The organism is Pseudomonas sp. ML2-2023-3, from assembly GCF_037055275.1.
Taxonomy (GTDB): domain Bacteria; phylum Pseudomonadota; class Gammaproteobacteria; order Pseudomonadales; family Pseudomonadaceae; genus Aquipseudomonas.
Window position 1 is genome coordinate 1,726,021 of the sequence record NZ_CP146343.1, and the last position, 15,398, is coordinate 1,741,418.

A 15,398-nucleotide genomic window follows, 5' to 3' on the forward strand; every position below is an offset into this window, starting at 1 on the left:
CTCCATCGGCATTTAACCGAATCAACTGCAGGTGAAGTCATGGTCACATCCCAACAACTCCAATTGCTGGCGCCACTGTCCGGTGTGCTGATGGCGCTGGATAACGTGCCTGACCCGGTATTTGCCAGTCGCCTGATTGGCGACGGCCTGTGTATCGACCCAACGTCGCAGGTGCTCTGCGCGCCGCTGGCCGGAGTGATCAGCAACCTGCAGCACACCGGGCACGCGGTCAGCATCACGGGCGACAATGGCGTGCAGGTATTGCTGCACATCGGGCTGGATACAGTGAGTCTGGGCGGCAAGGGGTTCACCGCGCTGGTCGAGGAAGGCCAGCACGTGACTGCGGGGCAGGCGCTGATCGAGTTCGATGCGGACTACATTGCTCTGAATGCCCGCAGCCTGTTGACGTTGATGCTGGTGGTGAGCGGCGAAACCTTTGTTCCTCTGGGGGCGGGCCGCGGTCTGGTTGAAAGTGGCCAGCCGGTGTTGAGCGTGCAACTGGCGCAGGCTGAAGCCGTGGCCGTGGCAGACGATCTGAGCACGGCGGCACACCGTTCAGCGCCCCAGGCCTTGCCCAATGCCAACGGTCTGCACGCCCGTCCCGCAGCCGTATTCGCCCAGGCGGCGAAAGGCTTTGCGTCAACCATCCAGCTGCACAAGCAGGGTGACAGCGCCAACGCCAAGTCGCTGATAGCGATCATGGCCTTGCAGACGGTGCACGGTGACAGTGTTTACCTCAGCGCCGCTGGCGCCGATGCCGATCAAGCCCTCAAGGTGTTGTCCGAGCTGCTGGCGTCCGGTTGCGGCGAAACGGTTGCGGCCCTGCCGGTCGAGCCGTCGCCAGCGGTCGCGTCTGAGCAGGCTGCAACCGATGTGTTGCGCGGGGTTTGCGCTTCACCGGGCTCGGCCTTCGGTCATGTGGTGCAGCTCAACGAAAGCGCGCTGCAGATTACGGAGTTCGCGCCGCATCCCGCCCTCGAGCGCGACCATTTGGAGCAGGGGCTGGCAGAGGCCGCCCATGCGCTGAAAACCCTGTGTGACAACGCCCCGGGCAAGGCTCAGGCCGACATTTTCAAGGCGCATCAAGAGCTGCTTCAAGATCCGGGTTTGCTGGAGCAGGCGTTTGGGCTGATCGAGCAGGGCAAGAGCGCAGCTTTCGCCTGGCAAAGCGCCACGCAGGCCACTTCGACACTGTTCAAGGGACTGGGCAGCCACTTGCTGGCCGAGCGCGCGCTGGATCTGGAAGACGTTGGCCAGCGGGTGCTCAAGCTCATGCTGGGCGTGCAGGACCATGCCCTGGAATTGCCCGACCACGCCATCCTGATTGCCGAACAACTGACCCCGTCCCAGACCGCCTCGCTGGATACCCGCAAAGTGGCGGGCTTTGCCACCGTCGGCGGGGGCGCCACCAGCCATGTTGCGATTCTGGCCCGGGCGCTGGGCTTGCCCGCGATGTGCGGGATGCTGCCCCAGGTGCTGGCGCTGGCCAATGGCACCCCGGTCCTGCTCGATGCTGATCGGGCAGAGTTGCACCTGCACCCGGACCCTGAACGCATCCAGCAGCTCACTCTCCAGCGTGCCCGGCAGCACGAGCGTCAACAACGGGACCTGCAACAGGCCACTCTGGCGGCCTGCACCCGGGACGGGCGGCATGTTGAGGTCAGCGCCAATATCGCGTCCCTGGCCGAGGCCGAGCAGGCTGTGGCCCTTGGAGCGCAAGGGGTGGGCTTGTTGCGGTCCGAATTTTTGTATCTGGAGCGCAACAGCCCCCCCAGCCACGACGAGCAAGTAGCCACCTACAGCGCTATCGCCCGCACCGTGGGTACAGAACACAATCTGGTGGTGCGCACACTGGATGTGGGCGGCGACAAACCGCTGGCCTACGTACCGATGGAGCACGAGGCCAATCCATTCTTGGGCATGCGCGGGATTCGTCTGTGCCTGGAACGTCCACACCTGCTGCGTGAACAGTTGAGCGCGATCCTGGCCAGTGCCGACCTGACCCGGTTGCACATCATGCTGCCGATGGTCACCCAGTTGTCTGAACTGCGCATGGCCCGCCAGATGCTCGAAGAGCAGGCGCTGGCGCAGGGGATCAGCACACTGCCAAAGCTTGGGATCATGATCGAAGTGCCGGCGGCGGCCTTGATGGCGGATCTGTTTGCGCCGCTGGTCGACTTCTTCTCGATTGGCACCAATGACCTGACCCAGTACACCCTGGCGATGGACCGTGACCACCCGCGTCTGGCCAGCCAGGCGGACAGCCTGCATCCGGCGGTATTGCGCCTGATCGCCAGCACCGTCAAGGCCGCCCACGCACACGGTAAATGGGTTGGCGTGTGCGGTGCGCTGGCCTCCGAAGCGCTGGCGGTGCAGGTGTTGCTGGGGCTGGGGGTTGATGAGTTGTCAGTGAGCGTGCCGCTGATTCCGACGATCAAGGCCCGGGTTCGCGAGCTTGAGTTCTCGGCGTGCCAAACTCTGGCGCAGCAGGTGCTGGGGCTGGAAAGTGCCGAGCAGGTGAGAGCGGCATTGCAACCACGGGTGCAGCCCATGACTGCGTTGGAGTACTGAACATGTTCGATAAAATGCAAAAAGCATTCTGGAAAGCCCTGACCCCTGATCTGGTGGCTGATGAACCAGGCCAGTCGGCATCGATTCTGGACGAAGCCGTATTGGCGGCGCTCGGCGGTGCCCGTAACGTCAAGTCCGGGCAGCGGGTGGCCTTGACCCGTATCCGCGTGGAGCTGGCGGATGTCACGCGCATGGACCCACAGGCTCTGCGCGCTGCGGGCGTACCGGGGATCCTGAGCCTGCCGGGCGGTCTGGTGCATTTGGTGGTGGGGTTGTAAACCCGCTCCCACAGGGTGTGTGTTTGCCTGGCAACTGTGACCCTTCGCCACCCCGCCCTTACTGTTTCGCAATTGCAGGTGTATCGTATTCGCCTTTTGCGGGCTTCACGTCCGCGCCGGATACGAGAGGTAGTTGAATCCATGTCCTTTACCCGTCGACAAATACTCGGTGGTTTGGCCGGCCTGGTAGTGGTGGGTGTTGGCGCAGGAGGCGCTTCGCGTTACTGGCTGGGCAAGGTGGCTGCCGAAAACGCAGGTCACGATTACGAGCTGATTGCCGCTCCACGGGATGTCGAGCTGGTGCCCGGTCATCAGACCCAGGCCTGGGCCTTCGGCCCTTCGGCACCCGGTACCGAGTTGCGGGTACGCCAGGGCGAATGGCTGCGGGTGCGGTTTATCAACCATCTGCCGGTCGCCACCACCATCCACTGGCACGGCATCCGCCTGCCGCTGGAAATGGACGGCGTGCCTTACGTCTCCCAATTGCCGGTTCTGCCCGGTGAATATTTCGATTACAAGTTCCGTGTCCCGGATGCGGGCAGCTACTGGTATCACCCGCACGTCAACAGCAGCGAAGAGTTGGGTCGTGGCCTGGTCGGGCCACTGATCGTTGAAGAGCGCGAGCCCACCGGTTTCAAGCACGAACGCACCCTGAGCATCAAGAATTGGCATGTGGATGAAGAGGGCGGTTTCCTGCCGTTCAGCATTACCCGCGAAGCCGCGCGTGGCGGTACCGCCGGGCGACTGTCGACGATCAATGGCAGCCATGTGCCGACCATTGAGTTGCCGGCCGGGCAGATCACTCGCGTGCGCATCCTCAACCTCGACAACACGCTTACCTACCGCCTGAATATTCCCGGCGCCGAAGCCATGATCTATGCGCTGGACGGCAATCCCGTCGAGCCAAGGCCGTTGGGCAAGGATTACTGGCTGGGCCCCGGCATGCGTATTTGCCTGGGCATCAAGGCCCCGGCTGCGGGCGAGGAGCTGTCGTTGCGTGATGGCCCGGTACGCTTGGGCACCTTGCGTTCGGTCGCCAGCAATGACACGCCGACGCAGTGGCCGCCGGCATTGCCGGCCAACCCGATTGCCGAGCCCGACGTTGCCAGCGCCGAGAAGATCAACTTCAACTTTGAATGGGTCGGTTCGGTGTCCGAGGACCTGGGCCCCGATCAGCCACCCAGCTTGTGGCAGATCAATGGCGTTGCCTGGGACATCAAGGACAAGACCTGTGCCGACCGTCCCATTGCCAGGCTCAAACTGGGCCAGAGCTACATCTTTGAGCTCAAGAACATGACCCAGTACCAGCACCCGATCCATTTGCACGGCATGAGCTTCAAGGTGCTGGCGTCCAACCGCAAAAAGATCATTCCGTACTTCACCGACACTTACCTGTTGGGCAAAAACGAGCGTGCCCGCGTGGCGCTGGTGGCGGATAATCCCGGGGTGTGGATGTTCCACTGCCATGTGATTGACCACATGGAAACCGGCCTGATGGCCGCTATTGAGGTTTCCTGATGCGACAAGGGCGTCAACCCCAGATCATCGACCGCAGTCGCGATCAAGACTTTATGCGCGAAGCGCTGGCCCTGGCCGCCCAGGGAGCAGCGCTGGGTGAAGTGCCGGTGGGTGCGGTGCTGGTGCAAAACGGTGAAATTATCGGTCGCGGGTTCAATTGCCCGATCAGCGGCAGCGACCCCAGCGCCCATGCCGAGATGGTTGCCATCCGTGACGCCGCCACAGCCGTAAACAACTATCGGCTACCGGGCAGCACGCTGTACGTGACACTGGAGCCATGCAGCATGTGTGCGGGGCTGATCGTGCATTCGCGGGTGGCGCGGGTGGTGTATGGCGCGCTGGAGCCCAAGGCCGGGATAGTGCAAAGTCAGGGGCAGTTCTTTACCCAGGGCTTTCTCAACCACCGGGTAGTGTTTGAAGGCGGGGTATTGGCGCAAGAGTGCGGGGCGGTCTTGAGCGAGTTCTTCAAGGCCAGAAGAGCGAAATCCTAGGGACATCAACCACCCAACCTGTGGGAGCGGGCTTGCTCGCGATGCAGACGGCGCGGTCAATCTGGATTCGCGCGGCGATGCTATCGCGAGCAAGCCCGCTCCCACAGGTCGTGGTTATTTCTTCGCGATGATCACCGCCCGCATCGGCGCAGGCAGGCCTTCGATGGTTTTGCTGTGGTCGTTGGGGTCAAGGTAGTCGCTCAGTGACTGGAACTTCATCCACTCGGTCGCGCGCTGTTCCTCGACCGTGGTGACGCTCACGTCCACGCAGCGCACGTCGCTGAAACCAGCACGGCGCAGCCAGCGCTCAAGCGCCGGAATCGAAGGCAGGAACCACACATTGCGCATCTGTGCGTAACGGTCTTCAGGCACCAGCACCTGATTCACATCGCCTTCAATCACCAGGGTCTCCAGCACCAGCTCACCGCCTTTGACCAGGCAGTCTTTCAATGCCAGCAAATGCTCGATGGGCGAACGACGATGGTAGAACACGCCCATGGAAAACACTGTGTCGAAGCCTTCGAGGTTCGGCGGCAGGTCTTCGAACGGGAAGGGCAAGTGCCACGCGGCCTCTTGCTGCAAGAAACGCTGTACAGCCTGGAACTGGCAGAAAAACAGCCAGTTGGGGTCAACCCCGATCACGCTGTGAGCACCGGCGCCGAGCATGCGCCACATGTAGTACCCGTTGCCGCAACCCACATCGAGGATGCGCTTGTGCTTGAGGTCGATGTGGGGGGCAACGCGTGACCATTTCCAGTCCGAGTGCCATTCGGTATCAACGTGCACACCAAACAGGTCGAACGGGCCTTTGCGCCACGGCGACAGGCCCATCAGCGCCTGGCGCATCTGCGCACGGGTTTCGTCGTCGCAATCGGTGTCCAGGGTCAGGCCGTCAAGCAGGTCGACTTCACTGGGTTTGACGTTGGGCAACGCATCCAGCGCGCTTTGCCAGCGCTCCAGATCGCCGTGGCCTTTCTCCATTTTGACGTCGAGCTGGGCCTGCAGGGTGTTGGCCCATTCAGCCAATGGAGTGCCGGCCAGACGCCGGGCAAGTGGGGACAGATCAATCATGGCAAGGCAATCAACGAGGCAAAGTTAAGACACTGGAACCACGGCACGACTTTCGAGAACCCGGCCGCCAGCAGGCGTTCGCGGTGTTCTTCGAGGCTATCGGGCTTCATGACGTTTTCGATGGCACTGCGTTTTTGCGCAATCTCCAGATCGCTGTAGCCATTGGCACGTTTGAAGGCAACGTGCAGCTCGGTCAACAGCGCGTGCTCTTCGGGATCACTGAAGCGCAGTTTTTCCGAGAGGATCAAGGCGCCGCCCGGCAGCAGCGACTGTCGAATCCGTCCAAGCAGCGCCAGGCGCTCATCGGGGGCGATAAATTGCAGGGTGAAATTCAGCGCAACCACTGACGCGGGCTCAAATTCCAGCGCCAGGATGTCACCTTCGATCACTTCAACGGGCAACAACTCCTGAAACATCGAGTTCTGCCCATTGAGGTATTCGCGGCACCGCTCGACCATCGCCGCCGAGTTGTCTACCGCAATGACCTTGCAGCCTTCGGTGCGCACGTGTCGGCGCAGGGCCTGGGTCACCGCACCCAGCGAACTGCCCAGGTCGTACAGGACGCTGTTGGGCTGGGCAAATTGTGCCGCGAGCACGCCGAGGTTTTCGACAATCGTCAGGTAGCCGGGCACCGAGCGCTTGATCATGTCCGGGAACACCCGCACCACGTCTTCGTTGAAGGCGAAGTCCGGCACCTGTGCCAGGGGCTGGGCGAAAATACGGTCGGGTTCTTTGCTCACGGCGGTTCCGGCGATGGGAAATTTTAAAGGGGCGGCATTTTAGCCAAGTTAGCGCCCGGATGCGCGCTCTGTCTGATAAACCGTTCAGCGACTGTTCTGTGAGCGGACTGAGGCGCCAATGCCCCATTGGCCGAGCCAGTAAGTAAGAATGATCAGGTAGGGCGCTGCGCTGAAAGGCAGCACAAAGCGGTCGATGCCGATCAGGCTGTCCGAGACCACGAACGCCACCGCGCCCGCAGCTGCCAGCCAGGCCGAGCGCCCGGGTACGTGGGTGCCCAGGCGGGCGAGGGCGCGCCACAACATGGCGCTGATGGCCAGGGCGTAGACACACACCGGGATCAGCAAATCCCCAAGGCCCCTGGAGGCCATTACGGTCAATAAGCTGCCTCCGGCGAGCAGCGCCAGCCCCAAAGGCAACAAGGCCGGACGCCGGCAGTCCACAAGGTAGGCCTTGAGATAGGCCAGGTGGGCGAACAGAAACGCGCCCAGGCCAAACACAAACAGGTCCTGGGGCCATGCCAGCAGAATGTCACCCAGCAAGGAAAACAGCAGGCCGATGCTGATCCAGCGTCGATACGGGCTGGCCGGGGCGTCCTGGAGCCAGCCGAGCAGCATCAGCACGGGCACCGGTTTGCTCAGTAAACAGAGCAACGTGTCATGGGTGCTCAAACCGTAGAGGTAAGTGCCCGCGCCGATCACCGCCAGGATCAGCCACGCCATATCAGTTCACCGTGATCGCGCAGTCGAATACGTGTGCGGGCTCGGCTTCGGGCTCCCATGGCTGTTGCGAGGTCAGGCGCAGGCGCCCGCTGCCTGCGGCAAACACCTGGAAGCGCCAGGTCGAGAGCCCGCCACTGCCCAGCAGCTGGCCATCGTCGCTGCTTGTGTAGACCTCCGGGCCCAGGCTGCGCAGTACGCCGCCCGCGGAGTCCTGAATGGCCCAGCGATAACCGGTGGTGGGGTTGCTGGGCAGGGACACAATCAGATGCTGCCCTACGTGCAGTTGCTTGGGGCAATCACTTTGTGATTCGACAGTAACGTTATGTGCAGGCTGTTGAGCGCAGGCCGCCAGCAGGCTGAGGCCAAGCAGAGGGATAAGGCGTGCAGAAAGCATTGAAGGCTCCGGTCAGACAAACACAATGGCTCAGCATAACCCATGACGGAGGCTGCGCCATTTGTCGGCTACCGGTCAGAGACAGGCATGGGGTGGGCTGATGGTGAAATCGCCACTCATTTCCATGCTGTTGCCGTTGTGGTCCAGGCCTTCCATTGTGAACAGCCGTGCGCTGTAGCAACTCTCGACCACGCTCAGGTGCAAGGTGCCGACGTCGGCCTGGTTCAAGTGATAAACCTGGCGGCCATCGACTTCAATGCATTCGATGTAGGACATCGATTTGATGGGGCCGTGTTCGTCTTTTTTAAACCCATAAATGCCGGACTGGATATTGATGTCCAGGGTCAGGGTCACAGCGCGATAGCGGGTTGAGCCGAAGTCATCGAACTCGGCCGTGATGACAATTTTCTTTTGGCTGCTGGCGAATGTCATTTCCTGGGCAGTAAAAGCCGGGCGGTCGAGCAACTCGGCCTTGAGCTCTCCCCGGGTTCTAGGGTTGAAAACCTTCTGCCCTGGTTCGTTCTGCCTGAGGACATCCGGATTTTCATACACAGGATGATGAAGTGGCATAGTCGGTTCCAGCGTTATTTTTGTGTGATTGGGCTCTATTAACGATAGAAAGTGTGCAGGTGTCTACTGTCAGAAATGACAGTAGACGTGTCTAGAATAGATCTCACACGACATGTTGCAGGCAAAAAATGTGGGAGCGGCTTGCTCGCGATGCAGGCAGCGTAGCTTGTCAGGCAAACCACGCTGCTGCCATCGCGAGCAAGCCCGCTCCCACCGGGGTCAGGCAGCTACAAAAAACAGCCTTTAAAACAGCACCTTGGCCACATCGGTAAAGCGCTTGGCAAAGTGCACGGTGATGCCTTCTTTCAGATAATCGGGCAGTTCTTCAAAGTGACCGCGGTTAGGTTCGGGCAAGATCAGCTCGTTGATTTTTTGCCTGCGCGCCGCGATCACTTTTTCACGCACACCGCCGATCGGCAAAACATGCCCGGTCAGGGTCAGCTCGCCGGTCATGGCGATGCCTTTTTTCGGCGGCTGATTGCGCGCCAGAGACAGCAGGGCACTGGCCATGGTGACGCCTGCACTCGGGCCGTCTTTGGGCGTAGCGCCTTCAGGGACGTGCAAGTGCACAAATGCTTCATCGAAAAACTTGGGGTCGCCGCCAAACTGCTTCAGGTTGGAACTGATATAGCTGTAGGCGATTTCGGCAGACTCTTTCATCACCTCTCCCAGTTGCCCGGTCAGCTTGAAACCGCGGTTGAGGGTATGAATGCGGGTGGCCTCAATGGGCAATGTCGCGCCGCCCATGCTGGTCCAGGCCAGGCCGGTAATCACTCCGGTGCCGCTGATCACCTGCTCGTTACGGAACACCGGCATGCCCAGTGAAGCTTCGAGGTCTTTGGGGCCGATCTTGATCACAGCCTTCGGGTCTTCCAGCAACTTGACCACCGCCTTGCGCACCAGTTTGCCCAACTGCTTTTCAAGCTGGCGCACCCCGGCTTCGCGGGCATAACCGTCGATCACTGCGCGCAGGGCACTGTCGCTGATGCTCAGGCTGTTTTTGGACACGCCCGCCTTCTCCAGCTGTTTTGGCCACAGGTGGCGCTTGGCGATCGCGACCTTTTCTTCAGTGATGTAGCCCGAGAGGCGAATGACTTCCATGCGGTCGAGCAACGGGCCGGGGATCGAGTCCAGGGTGTTGGCCGTACAGACGAACAGCACTTTGGACAGGTCCAGGCGCAGGTCCAGGTAATGATCGAGGAAATCGACGTTCTGTTCCGGGTCCAGGGTTTCAAGCAAGGCTGACGCCGGGTCGCCCTGGAAGCTTTGGCCCATTTTGTCGATCTCATCGAGCATGATGACCGGGTTCATCACTTCAACATCCTTGAGCGCCTGCACCAGCTTGCCCGGCTGGGCGCCAATGTAGGTACGTCGATGGCCCTTGATCTCGGCCTCGTCACGCATGCCGCCGACGCTGAAACGGTAGAACGGGCGCCCCAGGGATTCGGCAATCGACTTGCCGACACTGGTTTTACCCACACCCGGCGGGCCTACCAGCAACACAATCGAACCGCTCACCGAGCCTTTGTAAGCGCCCACTGCCAGGAATTCGAGAATCCGGTTTTTGATGTCATCCAGCCCGGCATGGTGGGCATCAAGCACTTTGCGCGCGTGCTTGAGGTCGAGCTTGTCCTGGCCGAACACGCCCCACGGCACTGACGATGCCCAGTCCAGGTAGTTGCGGGTAACGGCGTATTCCGGCGACCCGGTTTCCAGGATCGACAGCTTGTTGAGTTCTTCATCGATGCGTTTTTGCGCCTGGGCCGGCAGCGTCTTGCCTTCAAGCCGCTGCTTGAACTGCTCGATATCGGCGCTGCGATCGTCCTTGGTCAGCCCCAGTTCCTGCTGGATCACCTTGAGTTGTTCCTTGAGGAAGAACTCGCGCTGATGTTCGCCGATCTTGAGGTTAACTTCGGCTGAAATCTCTTTTTGCAGCCGCGCGACTTCGACTTCCTTGCGCAGCATGGGTAGCACTTTTTCCATGCGCTTGAGCATGGGCACGCAATCGAGCACTTGCTGCAGCTCGTTGCCCGTGGCCGAAGTCAGCGCCGCCGCGAAGTCGGTCAGCGGCGACGGATCGTTGGGGCTGAAGCGGTTGAGGTAGTTTTTCAACTCTTCGCTGTACAGCGGGTTGAGCGGCAGCAGCTCTTTGATCGCATTGATCAGCGCCATGCCGTACGCCTTGACTTCGTCAGTGGGCTGCTTGGGCTGCTGCGGGTATTCGACTTCCACCAGATACGGCGGGCGGTGATGCTTGAGCCACATGCTGATGCGCACGCGGGTCAGGCCCTGGGCCACGAATTGCAATTTGCCGTTTTCGCGGCTGGCGTGGTGAACCTTCACCAGCGTCCCGTATTCCGGAAGGCTTTTGGTGTCGAAATGGCGAGGATCCTCAGGTGGCGTGTCGACAAAAAACAGCGCCAGAGAGTGATGAGGTGACTTGCTGACCAATTCGAGGGTTTCAGCCCAAGGTTCTTCATTCACGATGACCGGCAAGACTTGTGCCGGGAAGAACGGGCGATTGTGAATCGGGATGATGTACACCTTGTCCGGCAGATTTTGCTCGGGCAATGCCAGCTCAGTCCCGCCTGAGTGGGGTTGGTGTTCGGATTCGGAGTGTTCTACATCGGTGTACTCAGTGGTGTTGTCCGGAAATTCTTGCTGGTCGCTCATGGGGCACCTGCGCAATTGGGTATGGGTGTTAGATGGGGCGCGGTGCTAGTGGTTTCAATGGTGAACAGATTTTCATCGTCAATTGGCGTGTAGCCGCTGAGGAGCGATGCGAGGCTGCGACGGGTTGCGCAGCGACCCTGTTTGAAGGTCCTTGGGCCCTTATCGCAGCCTGCGGCAGCGACTACACGTGGTGTTCAAGGCTTGGAAAGGCATCATTCCGGGAGAGCGTTTTTAAGTGAAAAACGCCCACAAAAAAAGGCGGCTATCGAGAGATAGCCGCCTTTCTTAAAACCCGCTGAAAAACTTACTCAGCCAGTTTGAACGCCATGACATAGTCACCTTTTTTGGTGCCCAGACCGCCATGACCGCCCGCCATGACCAGCACGTATTGGGTGCCGTCCTTGCCGGTGTAGGTCATTGGGGTGGTCTGACCGCCAGCAGGCAGGCGACCTTCCCACAGCATTTTGCCATTGCTTACATCGTAAGCACGCAGGTACTGGTCAAGGGTACCGCTCAGGAAAGCTACGCCACCCGCCGTGGTGAATGTGCCACCCAGGCTTGGAACGCCCATCGACAGCGGAATTGGAACCGGCGAGCTGTCACGCACGGTGCCGTTCTTGTGTTTCCAGATCAGGTTGTTGTTGGTCAGGTCGACCGCAGCAACATAACCCCACGCCGGTGCCTGGCAAGGCAGGCCGAGTGGCGACAGCAGAGGCTCCAGGATCACACCGTAAGGCGAACCTTTGTTCGGTTGAACGCCGGAAGTTTCGCCTTTGCGCGGGCCCATTGCAGCCACGTCGGCCTGCGGAACCAGCTTGGAGGTGAACGCCATGTAGCTCGGGTTCAGGAACGCGATCTGACGAACCGGGTCAACCGAAATGCCACCCCAGTCGAACACGCCGAAGTTGCCTGGATACACGATCGAACCTTGCAGCGATGGCGGGGTGTACATGCCGTCGTAACGCAGGGATTTGAACTGGATCCGGCACAGCATCTGGTCAAACGGGGTCACACCCCACATGTCACGCTCGGTCAGGACCGGCGGGATCATGTTCAGGTCCGAACGAGGCTGGGTCGGTGCGGTGTGGTCGCCTTCTACAGCGCCGCCAGGGGCCGGGATCTCGTTGATCGGCACGATGGCTTCGCCAGTGCGACGGTCAAGTACGTAGATGCTGCCCTGCTTGGTGGAAGCCAGCAGAGCCGGTTTCACGCCATCAGCGGTTTTGAGGTCCATCAGGGTTGGTTGACCACCCACGTCCATGTCCCACAGGTCATGGTGAGTGAGCGGACGGTACCAGCGGACTTTACCGGTGTTGATGTCCAGAGCGGTGATGCCAGCGGCATAGCGCTCGGAATCTTCGGTACGGTCGCCGCCGTACTGGTCAGGCGTCTGGTTGCCCATCGGCAGGTACAGCATGCCGAGGTCTTCGTCGACAGCGAACATCGACCACATGTTAGGCGAGTTACGGGTGTAGGTTTCGCCTTCAGCAATCGGTGTGGTTTTTTCCGGGTTGCCGCTGTCCCAGTTCCAGACCAGCTTGCCGGTACGTACGTCGTACGCACGGATCACGCCAGAAGGCTCGTCCGTGGAGATGTTGTCGGTCACGTGGCCGCCAATCACAACCAGGTCTTTGGTCACGGCAGGTGGCGAGGTGGAGTAGTAGCCACCGGGTGCGAAGTTACCGATGTTGTGACGCAGATCGACCGCGCCGTTTACACCGAAGTCTTCACACACTTTACCGGTGTCGGCGTTCAGTGCGATCAGGCGGGTGTCCGCAGTCGGCAGGAACAGGCGACGTGGGCACGAGTTGCTCGAAGTGGCAGCAGCAGGCTCGGCAGCGCTTTGTTCAGTGCTGGCTTTGGTGTAGGCGTTTTCGTCGTGATAAGTCACGCCGCGGCAGGTCATGTGTGCCCAACCTTTGAAGTTTTCAGCGTTCTGAGTGCTGATCTTCGGGTCGTAGCGCCAGATTTCCTTGCCGGTATCCGGGTCAAGGGCAATCACCTGGCTGTGGGGAGTACACACATACAGCATGCCGTTGACTTTCAGCGGGGTGTTCTCGGCGGTTGTTTCGCCGGGATCGCCTTCACCAGGAATGTCACCGGTGCGGAATGTCCAGGCTGGAACCAGCTTGTGGGCATTTTGCGGGGTGATTTCTTTGAGTGGCGAATAACGGTCGCCATAGGCGGTACGACCGTATGACTGCCAGTCACCTTCCGGCATGGCCGGTGCGGTGTTGGTCATGCCAGGTACGGCATCACGGTCCAGTTGGCCTTTGACTTCACCCGGGCTGGTGAACTGGCTGGCCAGTGCTGCCAGGCCTGCCAATACCACGGCAACGCTCAGCGCGCCGGTAGCCACAGGTGCCGACTGACCGCGCAGAACCGGGCGACGGAGCCAAGGCAGCAGCAGAACGATACCGATGGCGAACCACACGGCCAGGCGTGGCACCAGTTGCCACCAGTCCAGACCGACTTCCACCAGTGCCCACACGGTGCTGGCGAACAATACCAGCGCGTACAGCGTCAGTGCCGCACGGCGCCCGGCAATCAGCAGCGCGCCCGACAAGCCAAAACCGATACCGGCCAGCAGGTAGTACCACGACCCGCCCAACGTGATCAGTTTGATACCCCCGGCCAACATGGCCAGGCCCATTAGCAGCAGCAAGATACCGAGAAGGCTCGGTAGCAGGCGGCTTCGACTGAAAGCACCATCAGTGCTCATAGTGTGGTTCTCCGTTACGTTAGAGGTGTTCCCGCGAGGGTGTGTCTTGAAAGGACGAACCGGCGCGGGAGTGAATCAGCTAAATAGGTGTTTGATTGCAACCTTCAAGGTTGCCGTTGCAGTCCGCTCGTCAGAACGAACTTTGAATTTTCAGACCGCCAATCAGCGCGTCATCCAGCTGGCTGACGCCACCCGGGTGACGGATGTATTGCAGGTTCGGTCGAATGGTCAGCCAGTTTGTGACGTGCACGCCGTAATACAGTTCGGCGCTGTACTCTGTGTCCTGAGGCGGCAAGTAGGCCGGGTTGTCGAAGTCGTAGACGGCACGGGCCTGATTGGTGGCCTGGGCATTCTTGCGATAAGCCGGATTGACGTGAACCCGCGCCATGGCAAAGCCGATGTCGTCCTTGGGCCGCGCATCGAACACGCCTTTGTAGACGACACCTGCCTGGACATAGTTGTCCACGGCGTTGGTTTTCTTGTCATGCATAGTGGCATTGGCGAACACACTCAAGCCCCTCGACTGATCGCTGGCGCGGGTAGTGAGCTGTTGTTGCACGCCCAGCCACATCCCGTGTTTGCTCGAACTGCTGCGATACGCTTCACCCGTCAAGGCGGCAGGCTGGCCGTTGGCATCTTTGTAAGCATCTGTTGCCTTGGCATTACTGTAGTAGTAACCCGCGCGGTATTCCCCTGGCAGGCCATTAATTTTTGGCGTCCACACCAGTTCAATCGGCAGTACCGCGCCCTGGGTACCGCTACCGCTGAGTTTGAATCCGTTTCCGCGATCCAGGTTCGACGGGTTTTGCTCATAGGCGCCGACCTGTGCGTACAGCTCGGGCGTCAGGTGATATTTGACCCGCAGTGCCCACTGGCTGACGGGCCAGTTGTACCAGATGCTGCCAGCCCAGTTGCCCACCTGGGAGCCGCAGAACGCCAGGTTCTGGAAGTCGCACGGGAAGCTGTTGAAGTCTTCGCCCTGACCAAAGCGGCCGACCTTGATGTCGAGCTTCTGATCAAAGAACTTCTGCTGGTACCACATCTGCGTCAGGCGGGTGGTTTGACCGCGACCCCAGACTTCCTGGGCCGAGGTGAAACCGCCAACCCGTGGATCGTTGATGCGATCGTTGCTGATGTTGTTGCCGCTGCGATGGGTAATCGTCAGTTGGAACTCGGCGTCGTCCCAGCCCAGAATTTTTTGCAGGTCCAGGTGCGTGCCCAGGCCGAACTGGTCGCTGTAGCGCGCCGTACGGTCATGGTCATAGCCGCCATGCAGGTTCGAGCCCACTTCGCCCACGTAATCGAGAGAGAAGGCATAGCCCTGTTTTTCCAGTTCGCTGCGGGTGCCGCCCCAATCGCCGAGCATCCACTTGGAGTCGGAGTCAAAGGCGGGTGCTGCCTGCACGCAGGTGGCCAGGCCAAGAGCGGTCATGCCGCCGATCAATGCCAGGGCTTTTTGCCCGGCAACAGGAAGCAGCGCGCTGTGTTTGCGCATATTCAGGAGTGTGGACATAAGTCGAGATGCGAGTCTTTATAGGTATGGCTGTGGCTGTGGGTAGCGCTGTCTTTGGGGGCAGGGCATGCACTTCAGATTTAAGGGAGAATGAATCGTTTCAGCCCTTTGTGCGGAAATGATAAAGCCCTGAATCG

The 15,398-nt window shown here is 60.3% G+C and carries 12 protein-coding genes; 4 read left to right on the top strand and 8 right to left on the bottom strand.

Features of this window, described 5'->3' with window-relative positions:
• Positions 1-39 precede the first annotated feature (39 nt).
• The 4 genes from ptsP (at position 40) to tadA (ending at position 4,858) form a co-directional block, all read left to right on the top strand.
• Positions 40-2,571 (top strand): phosphoenolpyruvate--protein phosphotransferase, encoded by a 2,532-nt coding sequence (gene ptsP / locus V6P94_RS08025; protein WP_326398410.1) that lies wholly within the window; start codon positions 40-42, stop codon positions 2,569-2,571.
• A 2-nt stretch (positions 2,572-2,573) separates the two neighbouring features.
• On the top strand, positions 2,574-2,849 hold the full coding sequence (locus V6P94_RS08030; protein WP_133075932.1) for a PTS transporter subunit EIIB: 276 nt from the start codon (positions 2,574-2,576) through the stop codon (positions 2,847-2,849).
• Positions 2,850-2,990: 141 nt separating this feature from the next.
• Complete coding sequence (locus V6P94_RS08035) at positions 2,991-4,367, top strand: multicopper oxidase domain-containing protein (RefSeq protein ID WP_133075931.1); 1,377 nt, start codon at positions 2,991-2,993, stop codon at positions 4,365-4,367.
• Positions 4,367-4,858 carry a tRNA adenosine(34) deaminase TadA gene (gene tadA, locus V6P94_RS08040; protein ID WP_133075930.1) on the top strand — a complete coding sequence of 164 codons (492 nt, stop codon included), beginning with the start codon at positions 4,367-4,369 and terminating at the stop codon, positions 4,856-4,858. Before V6P94_RS08035 ends, tadA begins: the two co-directional genes overlap by 1 nt.
• 114 nt (positions 4,859-4,972) lie before the next feature.
• Here tadA and cmoB read toward each other — a convergent pair whose 3' ends face one another.
• The 8 genes from cmoB to V6P94_RS08080 form a co-directional block, all read right to left on the bottom strand.
• Positions 4,973-5,929, bottom strand: a complete 957-nt coding sequence (gene cmoB, locus V6P94_RS08045) for a tRNA 5-methoxyuridine(34)/uridine 5-oxyacetic acid(34) synthase CmoB (protein ID WP_133075929.1) — start codon at positions 5,927-5,929, stop codon at positions 4,973-4,975.
• Entirely contained in the window at positions 5,926-6,669 is a 744-nt protein-coding gene (cmoA, locus tag V6P94_RS08050; RefSeq protein WP_338649202.1) for a carboxy-S-adenosyl-L-methionine synthase CmoA, read from the bottom strand. Before cmoA ends, cmoB begins: the two co-directional genes overlap by 4 nt.
• An 84-nt stretch (positions 6,670-6,753) precedes the next feature.
• Positions 6,754-7,389: a lysoplasmalogenase gene (locus V6P94_RS08055; RefSeq protein WP_326398409.1), complete on the bottom strand. Its 636-nt coding sequence runs from the start codon at positions 7,387-7,389 to the stop codon at positions 6,754-6,756.
• Position 7,390: 1 nt separating this feature from the next.
• Complete coding sequence (locus tag V6P94_RS08060; RefSeq protein ID WP_133075927.1) at positions 7,391-7,783, bottom strand: protease inhibitor I42 family protein; 393 nt, start codon at positions 7,781-7,783, stop codon at positions 7,391-7,393.
• A gap of 75 nt (positions 7,784-7,858) precedes the next feature.
• Entirely contained in the window at positions 7,859-8,353 is a 495-nt protein-coding gene (locus V6P94_RS08065; protein WP_133075926.1) for a hypothetical protein, read from the bottom strand.
• A 243-nt stretch (positions 8,354-8,596) separates the two neighbouring features.
• Positions 8,597-11,026 carry an endopeptidase La gene (gene lon, locus V6P94_RS08070; RefSeq protein WP_133075925.1) on the bottom strand — a complete coding sequence of 810 codons (2,430 nt, stop codon included), beginning with the start codon at positions 11,024-11,026 and terminating at the stop codon, positions 8,597-8,599.
• Between the two features lie 304 nt (positions 11,027-11,330).
• A complete protein-coding gene (locus tag V6P94_RS08075; RefSeq protein WP_133075924.1) occupies positions 11,331-13,748 on the bottom strand; it encodes a glucose/quinate/shikimate family membrane-bound PQQ-dependent dehydrogenase in 2,418 nt (805 codons plus the stop codon).
• A 130-nt stretch (positions 13,749-13,878) separates the two neighbouring features.
• Positions 13,879-15,243: a carbohydrate porin gene (locus V6P94_RS08080; RefSeq protein ID WP_133075982.1), complete on the bottom strand. Its 1,365-nt coding sequence runs from the start codon at positions 15,241-15,243 to the stop codon at positions 13,879-13,881.
• Positions 15,244-15,398: the final 155 nt, after the last annotated feature.